General features: G+C 33.8%; 18 protein-coding genes. 5 read left to right on the plus strand and 13 right to left on the minus strand.

Going from position 1 to position 15,734, the window contains the following annotated elements; all coding sequences use genetic code 11:
* On the plus strand, positions 1 to 215 hold a 215-nt coding region (locus GTR01_RS20225; protein ID WP_160136968.1), incomplete at its 5' end, for an integrase core domain-containing protein.
* 40 nt (positions 216 to 255) lie between these two features.
* Here GTR01_RS20225 and GTR01_RS20230 read toward each other — a convergent pair.
* Positions 256 to 1,326: a branched-chain amino acid aminotransferase gene (locus GTR01_RS20230; protein ID WP_160139539.1), complete on the minus strand. Its 1,071-nt coding sequence runs from the start codon at positions 1,324 to 1,326 to the stop codon at positions 256 to 258.
* Positions 1,327 to 1,411: 85 nt separating this feature from the next.
* On the opposite strand from GTR01_RS20230, the gene mnmD reads away from it, so the two are divergent.
* Both mnmD and GTR01_RS20240 read left to right on the plus strand, forming a co-directional pair.
* Positions 1,412 to 2,086: a tRNA (5-methylaminomethyl-2-thiouridine)(34)-methyltransferase MnmD gene (mnmD, locus tag GTR01_RS20235; RefSeq protein WP_160139540.1), complete on the plus strand. Its 675-nt coding sequence runs from the start codon at positions 1,412 to 1,414 to the stop codon at positions 2,084 to 2,086.
* 112 nt (positions 2,087 to 2,198) lie between these two features.
* Positions 2,199 to 2,615 (plus strand): NUDIX domain-containing protein, encoded by a 417-nt coding sequence (locus GTR01_RS20240; RefSeq protein ID WP_160139541.1) that lies wholly within the window; start codon positions 2,199 to 2,201, stop codon positions 2,613 to 2,615.
* Between the two features lie 25 nt (positions 2,616 to 2,640).
* Here the strand turns inward: GTR01_RS20240 and GTR01_RS20245 are convergent, their stop codons facing one another.
* The gene (locus GTR01_RS20245; protein WP_160139542.1) at positions 2,641 to 3,345 is read right to left on the minus strand and encodes a DUF4294 domain-containing protein; all 705 of its coding nucleotides are present in this window, start codon (positions 3,343 to 3,345) and stop codon (positions 2,641 to 2,643) included.
* 51 nt (positions 3,346 to 3,396) lie between these two features.
* Here GTR01_RS20245 and GTR01_RS20250 point away from each other — a divergent pair, with 51 nt between their 5' ends.
* Together GTR01_RS20250 and rpe are read left to right on the plus strand one after the other, a co-directional pair.
* Positions 3,397 to 4,470: a M28 family peptidase gene (locus GTR01_RS20250; protein WP_160139543.1), complete on the plus strand. Its 1,074-nt coding sequence runs from the start codon at positions 3,397 to 3,399 to the stop codon at positions 4,468 to 4,470.
* Between the two features lie 115 nt (positions 4,471 to 4,585).
* Positions 4,586 to 5,236: a ribulose-phosphate 3-epimerase gene (rpe, locus tag GTR01_RS20255; protein ID WP_065397539.1), complete on the plus strand. Its 651-nt coding sequence runs from the start codon at positions 4,586 to 4,588 to the stop codon at positions 5,234 to 5,236.
* A gap of 215 nt (positions 5,237 to 5,451) precedes the next feature.
* On the opposite strand, the gene GTR01_RS20260 is transcribed toward rpe, so the two are convergent.
* The 11 genes from GTR01_RS20260 to GTR01_RS20310 all read right to left on the minus strand — a co-directional run bounded on the left by GTR01_RS20260 (position 5,452) and on the right by GTR01_RS20310 (position 15,571).
* Positions 5,452 to 5,940 carry a DUF1772 domain-containing protein gene (locus GTR01_RS20260; protein WP_160139544.1) on the minus strand — a complete coding sequence of 163 codons (489 nt, stop codon included), beginning with the start codon at positions 5,938 to 5,940 and terminating at the stop codon, positions 5,452 to 5,454.
* A gap of 25 nt (positions 5,941 to 5,965) precedes the next feature.
* Positions 5,966 to 7,063, minus strand: coding sequence for a DUF692 family multinuclear iron-containing protein (locus tag GTR01_RS20265; protein WP_160139545.1), 1,098 nt, complete (start codon positions 7,061 to 7,063; stop codon positions 5,966 to 5,968).
* 3 nt (positions 7,064 to 7,066) lie between these two features.
* On the minus strand, positions 7,067 to 7,291 hold the full coding sequence (locus tag GTR01_RS20270; RefSeq protein WP_160139546.1) for a hypothetical protein: 225 nt from the start codon (positions 7,289 to 7,291) through the stop codon (positions 7,067 to 7,069).
* Between the two features lie 176 nt (positions 7,292 to 7,467).
* Positions 7,468 to 7,884 carry a nucleoside-diphosphate kinase gene (locus GTR01_RS20275; RefSeq protein WP_034722935.1) on the minus strand — a complete coding sequence of 139 codons (417 nt, stop codon included), beginning with the start codon at positions 7,882 to 7,884 and terminating at the stop codon, positions 7,468 to 7,470.
* 694 nt (positions 7,885 to 8,578) lie between these two features.
* Positions 8,579 to 9,505, minus strand: coding sequence for a ribosome small subunit-dependent GTPase A (gene rsgA, locus GTR01_RS20280; protein ID WP_160139547.1), 927 nt, complete (start codon positions 9,503 to 9,505; stop codon positions 8,579 to 8,581).
* A 123-nt stretch (positions 9,506 to 9,628) separates the two neighbouring features.
* Entirely contained in the window at positions 9,629 to 10,711 is a 1,083-nt protein-coding gene (locus GTR01_RS20285; RefSeq protein ID WP_160139548.1) for a chorismate mutase, read from the minus strand.
* 396 nt (positions 10,712 to 11,107) lie between these two features.
* Positions 11,108 to 11,686 carry a hypothetical protein gene (locus tag GTR01_RS24685; protein WP_228452295.1) on the minus strand — a complete coding sequence of 193 codons (579 nt, stop codon included), beginning with the start codon at positions 11,684 to 11,686 and terminating at the stop codon, positions 11,108 to 11,110.
* Positions 11,687 to 11,724: 38 nt separating this feature from the next.
* Positions 11,725 to 12,810 (minus strand): DNA polymerase III subunit gamma/tau, encoded by a 1,086-nt coding sequence (gene dnaX, locus GTR01_RS20295; protein ID WP_160139549.1) that lies wholly within the window; start codon positions 12,808 to 12,810, stop codon positions 11,725 to 11,727.
* A gap of 103 nt (positions 12,811 to 12,913) precedes the next feature.
* Complete coding sequence (locus GTR01_RS20300) at positions 12,914 to 13,546, minus strand: TetR/AcrR family transcriptional regulator (protein WP_160139550.1); 633 nt, start codon at positions 13,544 to 13,546, stop codon at positions 12,914 to 12,916.
* A gap of 6 nt (positions 13,547 to 13,552) precedes the next feature.
* Entirely contained in the window at positions 13,553 to 14,809 is a 1,257-nt protein-coding gene (locus GTR01_RS20305; RefSeq protein WP_160139551.1) for an aminotransferase class I/II-fold pyridoxal phosphate-dependent enzyme, read from the minus strand.
* Positions 14,810 to 15,217: 408 nt separating this feature from the next.
* Positions 15,218 to 15,571, minus strand: a complete 354-nt coding sequence (locus tag GTR01_RS20310; RefSeq protein ID WP_160139552.1) for a helix-turn-helix domain-containing protein — start codon at positions 15,569 to 15,571, stop codon at positions 15,218 to 15,220.
* Positions 15,572 to 15,734: the final 163 nt, after the last annotated feature.

Raw genomic sequence — 15,734 nt, forward strand, 5'->3', positions numbered from 1 at the left:
AAAATGCGCTAGCAGAAAGGGTTAATGGAATATTGAAACAAGAATTCCTTTTTTCTAAAACAAAGAATATTCAAGATCTAAACTTATTAGTAAAAGAAAGTATTTATCTTTATAATACTAAAAGACCACATTTAAGTCTTAATATGGAAACGCCAGATAAAGTGCATAAAAAATCCGAAGAAATAAAATATCTCTCCGGATTAAATATTGTTTAATTTATGTCAACCTATTTTAGGACGACTCATTTAAATACTATTAAACTGTTTCAAGAGCGTGATCTACTACAACTCTCCATCCGAATGGATCTTCAGAAAGGTTGTTTTGAAGATCTACTAAATCTTTCTTAAGGATAGCAGCATAGCTTTCTTCGTCAGATAATCTTGGAAGTGCTAATTTCTCACCTTCATATCCTAAAGCCTGGAACTGAGTGGTTACTACTGCAGTACCTACTCCCCATACTTCTTTAAGAGAACCATCTTTCAATGCTGCTATTACAGTTTTTACTGGAATTGGTTCAACTTTTACTTCGATTCCTCTTTTCTTAGCTAATTGGATAAAGCTATCTCTTGTAACTCCGTCAAGGATTTTCTCAGATGTTGGTGGTGTATAAATTGTATCGTTAATTCTTACAAACACATTCATAGTACCACTCTCTTCGAAATATTCGTGAGTTGCATCATCAGTCCAGATGATTTGCTCATATCCTTCTTCAATAGCTAATTGCGTTGGATAGAAAGAAGCCGCATAGTTACCTGCTGCTTTAGCAGAACCTACTCCTCCGTTTGCTGCTCTTGAATAATGATCAGAGATTTTTACAGATACCGGCTCTGAGTAGTAGCTTTTCGCTGGTGTTGCTACGATAGCAAACATATATTTTTCAGAAACTCTTGCTTTCAAAGCTTCTTCTGTAGCAAAAATCAATGGTCTGATATATAAAGACATACCTTCTCCTTGAGGGATCCAGTCTCTGTCGATATCCACTAATGCTTTTAATCCGTCTAAAAACATTTCCTCAGTCACCTCAGGCATTGCAAGACGCTTCGCTGACTTATTGATACGTTCAAAATTCTTTTCAGGCCTGAAAAGGAAAACCTGCCCGTCTTTGTCTTTATAGGCTTTCATACCTTCAAAACAAGCTTGCCCATAGTTTACTCCCATCATAGCAGGTGTAAATGGTATTGGACCATAAGGAACTAATTTTACATCACCCCATTTTCCGTTTTCGTACTCACATATAATCATATGATCTATGAAGGTACCACCAAATGAAAAATTGTTTGGGTCAAATGTAGAAATTCTGGAGTTTTCAGTTTTTTGAATTATCATTTTTTAAAATTTTTACGATGTTCTACAAATTTAACATAATTTTCTAAATATAAAAATTTTAGAGTAAATTTGACAAAAAATTAGCTTGAAAAGAGAAATTAAGACCACAAAAGACGGAAGTAAAACACTATTTATCAGTGATTTAGATGAAAATTACCATTCTCACAACGGTGCTCTTCAGGAAGCAGAACACGTGTTTATCAAAAATGGATTAAATCTAGTAAATGATTACGAAATTAATATTTTAGAACTAGGTTTTGGAACAGGTTTGAATGTTTTAGTGACAATTAATGAATATTTAAAAACTGACAAAAATCATGTCATTAATTATTTTTCGCTGGAAAAATACCCCATAAATGAATCCGAAGTTAACGATTTAGCGTACTTTGAGCTTTTTGATAACCCAGAGTTTAAAAATATTTATCAGAAAATTCATCTATCAGATTGGGAAAAGTCAGTAGAAATCATTAGTGGATTCAACCTTAAAAAGATAGAATGTGACTTTTTCGACCTAAAGAACATAGATCTGCCTGCCATCAATCTTGTTTATTTCGACTGTTTCGGTGCAAGAGCACAACCAGACCTCTGGGAAAAGCCCCTATTTGAATTGGTAACTGACAAAATGGCCATTAACGGATTATTAACGACGTACTCTTCTAAAGGCAGTGTAAGAAGAATCCTAAAGGAGCTTAATTTTCAAGTAGAAAAAAAACAAGGGCCTCCAGGGAAAAGAGAGATGATCAATGCCATAAAACTATAAAATCACTAAGGGTTAAAAATAAGTTGTATTCTCTTTATTTTTACCCTTTCAACAATATTCTCCTCGCAAAAATTCCTTACCTTAGCTATACAAAATATTATACATTATATATATGATAGACAAGATCAACATTAGAGTGTATGGCTGTGCAGTAAAAGATAAAAAAGTTTTGACTCTATTTGAGGAATATGCAGGTGAACCTTTAGTGAAATTTCCAGGTGGCGGATTAGAGTATGGTGAAGGAACGTTGGAATGTCTGCACCGCGAATTCGATGAAGAGCTGAATGTGAAAGTAGATATTGTAGAACACTTCTATACCCAGGAAAATTTTCTGGTTTCTCGCTTCAGAGAAAATGAACAACTTCTTACCATATATTATATAGTAAATATTGTGGATGAAAAAGAGTTTCTTATTTTGGATCCATGTATCGAAAAAACAGAATGGATGGACATTGACAGACCAGACAATCCTTTTCCTCTTCCTATCGATAAAATCGTATTTGATAAATTAAAAGAAAAATTCCTGTAAGTGATCTTACAGGAATTTTATTTTATTATTTTTTGACTTTAAAATCACTTGCCCCCGGATAAGGTTTCAAATACCCTGAATTCCAATTAGACTGCAATAATGATTCTACAAATTCATCGGTTCTATTTTTATGAGGGTCATATCGTTCTTTCAAATCAATATCAGCCATTTTCCCTTTCAAATTCCACCAAAAGGCACTAAACCCTCCTCTTAATTCTTTAATGATCTCGTACACATTTTTACCTGTAGCTCTGTTCATCAGTTTGGCAAAAACCTGCCCTTCGGTAGTGGTAAGATCTCTTAACTGCTTTTCATATTGATCAGCAAGCATATTTTGTCTTTCTCTTACAAATTTCCTCTTTGCCTTATTATCCAAATCATTCATGTCTACTTGAATGTCTCTGTATTGCTGTAAAGCAGTTACAAATAACGGATATACTCTATATAACTTCTTATTTAAGAAATAATAGTAATTCTTATCCAATTGATTATTAAACCTTGGTTTATTCACCAAAACCAATTCATCCATCACCACTACAGGCTCTCCGTTAACTTCATAGATCTTAACTTTCTGCTGTTCGTCGTAATAATATTTATTACCAAATTCATCTACTTTCAAAGATTCAGCGGGGTATTGATTCAATGGTTTTGCCACCACGGTATCCTTCTGTCCAAAAACACTGACTCCAAAAAAGAACATAAAAAGACAGATAATCTTACTAAAATTCATTATTTTTACACTTATAAGAACAAAAATTAAACGCAAAAATCATTCCTTTTTATGAAATTTGAAAAGAAATCTTTGAAATTTTTAGAAAAATATCTAAACACTTCATCACCAACAGGTTACGAACACAAAGGACAAGAAGTTTGGATGGACTACATCAGACCTTATGTAGACAAAATTGAAGTAGATCATTACGGAACATGTTATGGCATCATCAATCCTGAAGCAGAATTTAAAGTAGTGATTGAAGCCCATGCTGATGAAATCTCCTGGTATGTTAACTATATTACAGATGACGGACTTATTTATGTTATCAGAAACGGAGGCTCGGATCAGACTATTGCTCCATCAAAGGTAGTACACATTCATGGAGAAAACGGAATTGTAAAAGGAGTATTCGGATGGCCAGCAATCCATACAAGAACAAATCAAAATGAACCTACCCCTAAAATAGAAAACATCTTCATAGACTGCGGAGCCACTTCTAAAAAAGAAGTAGAAGAAATGGGAATTTTTGTAGGATGCATGATTACTTATCCTGATGAGTTCTTCGAGATGAATGACAGATATTTTGTTTGCAGAGCTCTTGACAACAGAATCGGAGGCTTTATGATTGCTGAAGTGGCAAGACTTTTAAAAGAAAACAAAAAATCAATTCCATTTGGTCTTTATATCACCAATTCCGTTCAGGAGGAGGTAGGTCTGTACGGCGCAGATATGATTGCTGACACGATCAAACCTAATATTGCAATTGTAACTGATGTTACTCACGATACCACTACTCCAATGATCGAGAAAAAGAAAGAAGGAGATCAAAAATGTGGTGCAGGCCCGGTTGTATTCTTTGCACCAAGCGTTCATCACACCATTAGAGAATTGATTATTGATACCGCAAAAACTAAAAAGATCCCTTATCAGAGAGCAGCTGCAAGCAGAGCTACGGGAACAGATACGGATGCTTTTGCTCATTCTAATGGCGGGGTGCCAAGTGCTTTAATTTCCCTACCTTTGCGTTACATGCATACAACAGTTGAAATGGTCTCTAAAGAAGACGTAGGAAATGTTATCAAGCTGATCTACGAAACAGTTCTGAAGATTAAACCGGAAATGAAACTGAAATATCATTAATAGGAGAAAGAACAAAGAGTAAAGAGAAAAGACTTAAAGTCATACATGATTAAACATCAAGTGTCTTTATTCTTTTCTCTTTATTCTAACATCTAATATTAAGTAAAAAGTAAAAATGAAAACGAAGCTTATTGCTCCATCCCTTTTATCCGCAGACTTTGGGAACCTGCAAAGAGACATTGAAATGTTGAACAGATCTCAGGCAGACTGGTTCCATATTGATGTAATGGACGGTAGATTTGTCCCTAACATTTCATTTGGTTTTCCGGTAATGAAAACTGTTCAGCAACATGCTAAAAAATTCGTAGATGTTCACTTGATGATCGTTGAACCGGAAAAATATGTTGATGAATTCATCAACCATGGTGCTGACCTTGTTTCTGTGCATTATGAAGCATGTACTCACCTTCACAGAACGATTCACCACATTCAGAGCAAAGGAGCAAAAGCTGGTGTTGTTTTAAATCCTTCTACTCCTGTTTTAATGCTTGAAGATATCATTGCAGATGTAGATCTTGTATTATTAATGAGTGTAAATCCAGGATTTGGAGGACAGAAATTCATCGAAAACACATATAAAAAGATCGCAGAAACAAAAGATTTAATCTTAAGCAATAACTCAACAGCCCTTATTGAAGTAGATGGTGGAGTAAATCTTGACAATGCTTCTAAGTTATTCGAAGCTGGAGCCGATGTATTGGTTGCAGGAAATGCTGTATTCTCTGCTGAAAGCCCGGAAAGAACTATTGAACTTTTAAAGATCTAAAAAATATAAGTTTAAGAAGACAAAAGGCAGTTCCGATGGAACTGCCTTTTTCAATAGAATTTGAGTCGTCTTGGTTATTAATTTTTTTTCAAAATTATTTAATGTCTAAATTTCTCCTTACTAACAACACAAAGATCTGAATAAAATCAACTTCAGTCAATCCGTAAAAATACGGAATTTCAACCTGGGTATTTCCACCTATTACAGAATCAATACTACTCTTTATGCCAAATACAGCCGCAAACAACCAATGTTATACTGATCACTGAAAAAACAGTTCTTATATTATTCAGAAAGTTCCATCTGTTTTCAAAATTGTCACGCATTTGTTTAATAGCCTCTGTAGCAGATCCGGAAATATCAAATTGGTCAAGTTGGTCATTCATAGGAACGTTTCCAACTACAGTAACTCCGAAAACACCTATAAGATAAGCCAATGTTGCCAGTAAAAGAAAAATAAAAACAGACTGCTCCCCTCTTAGAAAGAAAGTAGAGATCGGAAGAAGAATGGCAGTTCCCATAAAACTCATAAAGAATACAGGATTTAAAATTTCTTTATTAATACTCTGCATTGCTTTCAGATATTCGGCATCAGATAATTTTCCCAATCCAAGAACTACAGAGCATGAATAAGCATAGAAAAGTCCAGCTATAAGAGCTGTAAGCACCGCCGTAATGATTAATAGTACAGTTGTCATTTTCATATAATTTGGTTTGTGATTATCAGTTTTAATATGGATTCCATTTTTTGATAATATTCTGAGCTGTGAGAATCATTTCCGGATCCCAATCCTTTGTTTTAAAATAATGAAATTCATGATTTTTGATCGATTCAACATTGACATGATCAAACAATAATTTTGTAAGCAATGTCTGTTCATCATACAAACCCTTATCCTCTAAAGGTTTTTTTGAAATTTTTATTTCTTTTTTGATCCATGAATTTCTATCAAAAATCTTCCAGTCCATGGAATCTATTATCATTTTAACCTTTCTAAAATCATCCAAAAAGTCACTTCTTTTTTCTTCTGTATCGATCGTATGTCCAAGTCTTTCAATAATAACGTATTCCAGATTTTTACATTGAGATAAAACGAAAGGCAATATAGACAGGATCTCTTCAGGAATTATATCATCGTGAGTATCTCTACGTATAGGTTTCTTTCCGTATATACTCTCCTGCCAGCTTCCTCCTGAGAGATGAATTTCTTTAATTTTATTTAATGGGTATAGTTTGATTATATCCTCCATTCCCACTTTAAAATTACAAGCCTGGCAATAGATATTATGAAGATCAAGAATCAGGAATCCATCAGAATCTTCTGTAAGTTTATCAAGAAATAACCCTTGCTCCATCACATCATCCAGAGAAAATGAGAAAGCAAGGTTTTCTATACCCACAGGAACCTGTACAGCGTCTTGTAACCTATGAAGTCTGTCTTTTCCAATCTCTAGTGTTTTTGAATGCAAAGAAACCGGTAATGGCACTCCCTCATGAAAGTTTTCGGTATTCATGAAACCGAAATGTTCCGTGATATGATTATATTTTCTTTTACGAAGCTCATCTCTTAATTTTCCCAACCAGATCTCCTGTCTTTCATTCCAAAGGGCATCAAATAACGAATAGTAAACCCCATGCCCAATCAGACGATTATTTCCGGCATAAAAGTTTAATAGATCACTCAGCCAACCTGGCTCTTCTGCATTATAGAATGTATCAAATGACCATTCGAACACTTCAACAGAATTGCTTTGCAGCAATGGCAAAACAGCAGAAACAAATTCTGCTTCTGCCATCATAGATAATCCTAACAGTGGCTTTCCCATATCCTATCCCTTACCACAAGCCGGACAAGAAAAACCTTTAATCCTAACTGTATCTCTTTTAGCAACCGCCTTTGGAGTAATAGGCTTGGGTTTTTCTGGGCTTTCAGGAATAGGAGCCACTTTTTTTACTTTTTTCACTGGCTTTTTTGTTTTTGTAGCAGGTTTTGTACTTTGTGCAGAAACCCCCACTGCCAATAAGCTCGCCATTAATAATGCTGGAATTTTCATAATTGTTTTTTTTAAGAAAATTTTGCAATAAACGTTCCATTTATTTACAGCTTAAAAGTACAACAATTTATCATTCAATATTTTGTTTTTGTAAGATGGTGCAAAAGCTTATTGCTATAAAAAACAAAATCCGGAGAAATTATTCTCCGGATCTTTTATTTTGTAAGATAATTTTCTTAGAAAATCTCTCTTCCTGAAAAATGGAACTGAGCTTCGATTAATGCATTCTCGTCAGAATCTGAACCGTGAACAGCATTTTCTCCGATGCTTCTAGCAAACATTTTTCTGATTGTACCTTCTGCAGCTTCTGCAGGATTAGTAGAACCGATTAATGTTCTGAAATCTTCAACTGCATTATCTTTTTCCAAAACTGCAGCTACGATAGGACCAGAACTCATGAACTCTACTAATTCACCATAAAATGGTCTTTCAGCGTGTACTTCATAGAATTTTTTTGCATCAGCAACTGTAAGCTGAGTTAATTTTAAAGCTTTGATTTTAAAACCTCCTTCAGCAATCTTACCCAATATTGCACCGATATGTCCGTCAGCAACTGCATCAGGCTTAATCATAGTGAATGTAATGTTAGACATAAATGTATATTTTTTTAATGGTGCAAAATTACAAAAAATATCTTTGATTTTTATTTTAATTTTTTTTAACATAAAAATAACTTTTATTAAGAAATCATGAACCAAACTTTGGCACAGTAATTGTTAATTCTATTACGATTCTCATGTTTAATTTGAGTTTTCATGGTTATTAGTTTTTACCCAGCTTCGGCTGGGTTTTTTATTTGTAAAAAATCAATCATTTTTTTGATAATTTGATAAAATTGAAAACCATATAAAAACATATTAATATAGTATTGCTTCTATTTCAATCAATGAAATAATTGATATTTTTTAAATATTTTTTGATCTCGAATAATTTCAACCTCAAAAAGTGGAGTTATTCACCAAAAACACCATGACAAAAAGTAGAGTTATTTTGAAAATCAATTATTTTCTAGCCAAAAAAAATGGCAATAAGATCTGGAAACTACTTTTTATAAAAAAATCACTTTCATCACAATGTAAAATAAAAAACAGCTAAAATAGGTTTTGCCTTTCCCACTTCTGAAGTCAGATTCTGATTGTTGAATAATAAACTCTCTTTTATTTTAATTAAGCTGGATAGCCTAAGGCTCTATTTGTAATGTATAAATACTATTAGGTATATATAATAAAAATGCCTTCATATAAACTATATGAAAGCATCTTATTTATTGATAGAAATATTCTGTAATTATTTTTGAGCAGCTTCTTCTGCTTCATCCATCAGTTTTATATACGTTGCATAACGGGAATGCTGAATCTCACCCGTTTCAAGAGCATCTATTACAGCGCATTTAGGTTCATTAATATGAAGACAATTATGAAACTTACATTCTTCTCTCTTTTTAAATATTTCAGGGAAATAATGCTGTACTTCTTCCTTTTCAATATCAATCATCGCAAATTCACGGACACCGGGAGTATCAATCACATTTCCGCCAAAATGCCAGAAATGCATTTGTGCAAAAGTAGTAGTATGCTTCCCTTTTAAATGGGTATCCGAAATTTCAGAAGTCTTCAGATTCAATCCAGGTTGTAAGGCATTCACCAATGTAGATTTTCCACATCCTGAATGTCCGAAGAACACAGAAGTTTTATCTTTTAGAATCTCCTGAAGCTGATCCAGATTTAATCCTGAGTATGATGAAATCTCCAAGGTATCATATCCTATTTCCTGATAAAGGAACTCAATATCTTTTACAATTTCGATTTCCTCTTCATGCAAGACATCAATCTTATTGAAAAGAATTAAAGGAGTAATATTGTATGCTTCACAACATGCCAGAAATCTATCCAGAAATCCTAATGATGTTTCCGGATGCTTTAAAGTAAAAATAAAACACGCAAGATCAATATTGGAAGCAATGATATGAGCTTCTTTTGAAAGGTTTACAGACTTTCTAATCAGATAATTCATGCGGGGTTCTATTTTGGTAATCCACGCAATATCATCCTGTTCTAATTGAAACTCTACAAAATCTCCTACAGCAAGTGGATTGGTAAGTCTTGTTTTGATTAGTTTGAATTTCCCTCTGATTCTGGCCTCGAAAATTTTATTAGTTTCCAATTCCAAAACCTGATACCAACTGCCTGTAGATTTAATGATTTTTCCTTTCATAGATAATATAATGCAAATATAAGGAATTAGGGCTTAGGGTTTAGAATATAGGTGAAAACAAATGTTCCAATTTCCTAAATTCATATTCCCTAAGCCCTATTCCTATTATCTTTTGTCTGCGATTTACTTCTTATCAATCATGATATTATTCTGTACCTCAATAGATTCTTCGTGAATTGCTTTGAATACTTTTTCAATAAAGTCCTGAGACATTCCTGTTTCTTTTGCTTTTTGAGTAGCGTATTCTGTAATTACTTTCCAACGCTCAGGCTGGAAGATCGCGATATCGTTTTCCTTTTTAAGTTTACCGATTTTTTCGGAGATTTTCATTCTTTGTGAAAGAAGCTCAATTAATTGGAAATCAAGATCAGAGATCAGAGTTCTGTGTCTTCCCATTTCTCCTTCGAAACCTGCAAGATTTGTACTTCTTACTTTTAAATTCCCGATTAGCTCGGCCAATACTTCAGGGGTGATCTGTTGTGCAGCATCACTCCAAGCTTCATCAGGATTAGAGTGTGTTTCGATGATTGCTCCTTGGTAACCTACGTTCAATGCTTCTTGAGTAATATCTGCAAGACCAGTTCTGTTACCACAAATGTGAGAAGGGTCAATCAGCATTGGAATATTAGGGAACTGGCTTTTGAAATCAAGAGCGATCTGCCAGTTAGGATTATTTCTGTATTTTGTTTTTTGGTATGTTGAAAATCCTCTGTGGATTACTCCCAGGTTTTTAATATCCTGACCTAAAAGTCTTTCTAATGCTCCTGCCCATAAAGCAAGATCCGGATTTACAGGGTTTTTAACGAATACAGGCTTATCTGTTCCCCTTAAAGCCATCGCAATTTCCTGTACCGTGAAAGGATTTACTGTAGAACGGGCTCCAATCCAAAGAACGTCCACATCAGCCTCTAGTGCAGCAAATACGTGATGTGCATTAGCTACTTCAGTTGCTGTTTTGAAACCATACTCTTCTTTTACTTTTTTTAGCCAATTCAAACCGATCACTCCTACTCCTTCGAAACCATTCGGTTTAGTACGAGGCTTCCAGATTCCTGCACGGAATACTGATACCTGAGCATTAGACTCTTTAATTCTTCTAGCTGTTTCAAGCATCTGAGCTTCACTTTCCGCGCTGCATGGCCCTGCAATCATTAATGGTTGTGTAAGCCCGCTAATCCACTCGTTTTTTAAATCTTTTAAATTCATATTCTAAATTTTATTGTTTTTATATTTTTTTGTTAAGTTCACAGCAATAGCCCTTTGATTATAAAATTTAATTTATAATTCTTTTCAAAAAATGCCGTTCAAAGTTGTTTAAAGGAATCAGGAAAATAAAAGGGCTCTACTTCTCCTGTATTTTTTGGAAAGAAATTTTATTAACAGTACCAATAAAATCGGTAATACGTTCTAAAATTTCTAAAATAAGAAGCAGAAAAGCTAAAATAACCGCTAAAATAATTAGCGGGTGCAAAGAAAGACAGATATGTATTAGATAATTTTTCCATTTTGTTCTGGAAATGTCTTTGTTTTAGCGTTTCTTACTATAATTTGTTTTTGTCGAAAAGTTATTTCTCGCAGAAAACTTTGACAAATATATAAAAATTATGTCAAATCAAACTTCATTAAATCATCAAGATCTTTCAAAAGTGGATTTTTTTCTATGAATTTTTCAAATATTTTTCTTTTAGTAACTACCTCAATCTTCAGATTTTCAACGTCTCGCACGTATTCTATCTCGATTGAATAGTTCTGAACTTTTCTTCTTAAATGATTAAAAAATTCTCCACTAATTTTATCAAACTCCACTTTTGCAGAGTCGGAAGGGAATAAAACAGTGATTTTGTTCTCTTCTTTTTTCTCCAGTTTAAAAGTTTTAACTGCATTAAAAACGAAGTTATTTTTTACCTGCAATTGTTTAAGCATAATTTTCCATTCCACCTGCAGATCAGTATCTGTAAAATGGTTTTTGGGAAGATGATCTGTTTTTATAACAACATCTTCTGCTGTATCTACTTTCTCTTCTTTATTTAAAAAGGAGTTGATACTGAAGCCGGAAGAAACTCCGGTTCTGGATAAAGGCTTGGTCGTCGTTTTACTTATAGGGTTCTCCTGAACGTTTTCAGTGGGCACTGATGGTTCTGCCTTGATAGGTTCTTTTTTCTCCTGAACTTTTTCAGGCATTTTCACCTCCTGCTTCTCACTGAGAAACGGAGCCAGTATCAGGAATTTTTTTTTTTAGTAACGTCTGAATTAGCAGTCAGCGAAGCCAATTGCATTAATGCAATTTCAACAGTAAGTCTTGGATTCTTGGAATTTTTATAATTAATATCCGCATGATTACAAATCTCAATTCCGTCAATCAGCTGTTGGGCGGCCCATTTTTGTCCTTGCACTACAAACTTAGACTTGGTCTTCTCTCCTACTTCAATCAGATCAATGGTTGAAGTATTTTGTGCCATCATTAAATCACGGAAATGATTTCCGAGGCCGGCAACGAAAATATGAGGATCGAAGCCTTTTTTAACAATATCATTGAAAGCAGAAAGCACTTCAGGGATTTTGTTTTCCTTGGCAAGATCTACAATATTCAGATATTGATCGTAGTCCAGAATATTTAATACTTCTGCTGCTTTTGCCAAAGTAATATTTCTTTGAGAGAACGTAGAAAGTCTGTCGAAGATAGAAAGAGCATCTCTTAATGCACCATCAGCCTTTTGAGCAATCAGGTATAATGCATCGTCTTCATACTGGATATTTTCTTTCTGAGCAATATTTCTAAGATGTCCCTGAATGTCTTCAATGGTGATTCTTTTAAAATCATAAATCTGACAACGGGATAGAATGGTTGGAATAATCTTATGTTTTTCTGTTGTAGCCAAGATAAAAATGGCATGAGCAGGCGGTTCTTCCAATGTTTTAAGGAAAGCATTGAAAGCGGCAGAAGACAGCATATGAACCTCGTCAATAATGTACACTTTGTATTTACCTACCTGAGGGGCAAAACGTACCTGATCGATAAGTTCTCTGATATCATCTACAGAGTTATTAGAAGCAGCATCTAATTCATAGATATTATAAGCAAATCCATCATCTGAAACGGATCCGTCTTTTTCATTGATTTTTCTTGCTAAAATTCTGGCACAAGTGGTTTTTCCTACTCCACGAGGGCCGCAGAAAAGTAATGCCTGAGCTAATTGACTCTCTTCAATTGCATGTTCTAAAGTATCTGTAATATGAGATTGTCCTACAACGGTGTCAAATTCCTGAGGACGATATTTTCTTGCAGATACTATAAAATTTTCCATTGGTCAAAAATAAGAAATATAGTTTTAATTTGAAAATTAAAAGTTTTCAAATTATCCACAAGCTTAATCTTGTCTTAATTGGAAAACTTTTAATTCATCTTTATTACTTTTTTTTCTGATAAGCAAAATTGATGATATCTACAATTGCTTTTTCTATTTCAGATCTTCCTTCCTCCGTCTTCATATCAAGGCCACAGAATTCACTTGCATTATAAGCAGGGTAAAGGTTTAAGTAATACGCACCAGAAACAATTAAAGCAATAATAGCTCTGAATCTCTTCGCGTCTTCACCAAAATAAGGATCAGTAATACTTTCGAAAAGCAATTTACCAACATCTTCTCTTTCTTGTACAAGCTTTCGAAGGATTGGTTTACTTTCAGAAAGTTCCCAAAGAATTATTTTTTGAAGTTCTTTATTTTTCTTCAAATTTTCAAACTGAGCAAGAATACCTTTGGTTAAAGCATCCTGGCCTTTACTTGACTGTTGCTCCTCTTCGATATTTGGGCTAAACTTGCTCCAGTAATCCTGAGACTTGATATATTCATCAATAAGCTTATCTGTACTTCCAAAGTACTCATATATAAGCTTTTTATCAAAGCCAGCTACTGCTGCAATTTTACTTACTTTTAATCCGGAGTAACCTTTTACTCTTAAAATTTTACCTACTGCTGCTAGCAGCTTTTGCTTGGTTTTTTCTTTGTCCCTAATTGGGCCCTGCACTACTTTTCTAGGCATAATTTATTATTTTTTTGCAATATGCATTTTTTTATTAATATCATCAAAGACATTAAGTGTTTTGTCGAGATGTTCTTTCTCGTGTCTCGCCGTTACAGTCATCCTTATCCGCGCATCTTTTCTGGCTACGGCCGGATACATGATTGGGTTGGTATACACCCCTTGTTCAATCAACATTCTGCCTATATCCCACATTTTGCTTTGGTCTCCAATTTTCACTGGAATAATAGCTGAACATGTGATTCCGGTATCTAAGCCTAAGTCATCCAGACCTTTCTTTAAATAGTGGATGTTTTTCCATAGTCTTTCTCTCCAAATCGGTTCTTCATCGATCAAATCGATAGCAGTAACGATTCCTGCGGAGGAAGGTGGAGCTGTAGCGGAGAAAATCTGTTGTCTGGATTGAAACTTGAGAAAAGAGGCAATTTTTTTATTGGTAATAACATACCCACCCAAATTTCCGAAAGTTTTGCTGAAAGTACCTGTAATAAAATCTACTTTATCGAGCAAATTCGGATCTTCAAGAGTTCCTCTTCCTGTTTTTCCCATAATGCCGACGCCATGTACGTCATCTACCATAAGATAGGCATTATATTTCTTAACAAGATCATATATTTCGCTAATACGTGAGGTGTCACCATCCTGAGAATAGACTCCATCCACAATAACGAGTTTCGTACGGTACGTATTTTCAGATATCTTCAAAATGTGTTCCAAAGCTTCCAAATTATTATGTGGAAACGTTTTTTTATTTGTAAAAACACATCCTTCGTGTACACTGGCATGTACTGCACTATCCAGAATAGCTATATCTTCCTTCTGTAGCAATATTTGCAAAGTGGCACTGTTGGCTGTATATCCGGTTGTAAAGATAACAGCTTCATCTTCATTTCTCCCAAAAAAATTAGCAATTTTTTTTTCTAAAGCATAATGGTAGTCGAAATACCCTCCAATAAGTGGCGTGGCTCCCGTACCTGTTCCGTATTTTTCTATTCCTTCGATAGCAGCCTGTTTTACTTTCGGGTGCTGCGTAAATCCTAAATAATCACTAGACACAAAGCTTACATACTGCTTATTTTGATCTGCAATATTGATGTTTAATGTAGCATTTGTTCCTGAGGTATTTCTCAGTCTGTAATTCATGTGTCCTCTAGCCTTCATATTATCTAGAAATTCATAAAAGTAATCGGCTCTTTGAGCAATATCATATTCTGGGATATTCTCAAAATCCTTAAATGTTGCTGTCGCAAAATCAATGTTCATCCTAAGTTAGTTATTTAGTGGGGGTTCAAGTAGCAAATATATAACTATTAAAGAGGCTTCAAGAGCTTTATGAAATTAAAAAAACATTAAAGACATAACATTTTTTGAGGTCAAATCAACTCTATATCAGCTGCTTTTTTAAATATTCTTTATTTTGATTTAATTCGTTTTCTAAATATAAATTTAATAAAAAAAAGAAACTAATAAATCAATATAAATAAACAAACCGTAAAAATTTCATACGATTTATTACAACTACCTCATTTATAAATCATTATTTTTTTCATTAATTCATTTCCACAACAAATCAGTAATTTAGGATAGATATTTCTAACAAATCCATTGTTAAATTCAACACTAAAAAAAACATTTTAACAACAATTAATAAGGTTTTTAAAAACTAATAATTCACCTTTTGAATGATTTTCTGAAATCGCCTGGTGTATCACCTGTCATTTTTTTAAAGAATTTTGAAAAATTGGAAGGATCATAAGTAAAAATACGGGCAATTTCCGCAACAGATTTATCTGAATTGATAAGCATTTGTTTGGCTTGCTTGATAATTTCTTCGTCATAGAAGTGACAGGGATGCTGCCCTGTTTCTTTTTTAACGGTATCTGTAAGATGTTTATGAGACACAGCCAAATGTCCTGCAATTTCGTTAACCTCCATAAAATCAGATACATTTCCTGAAATCACTTCCTGAATATGGTTTTCTAAAAAACTAAAATACTGATGGGTAATCTCTTCACTTCTTTTCATCTTGCTTTTTACTTATAATTAATTAAAATTATAAAATTAAAAATACGAATTAAAATCCACATGGTGAACTTTTCGGGTAGCAAATAAAGATAATAACTCTACTTTTTTAGTCTTAAAATAAACTCAACTTATTTCTATAATTTTATTACACTTTTATGATGTA

This window comes from Chryseobacterium sp. c4a (assembly GCF_009900745.1).
Lineage (GTDB): Bacteria > Bacteroidota > Bacteroidia > Flavobacteriales > Weeksellaceae > Chryseobacterium.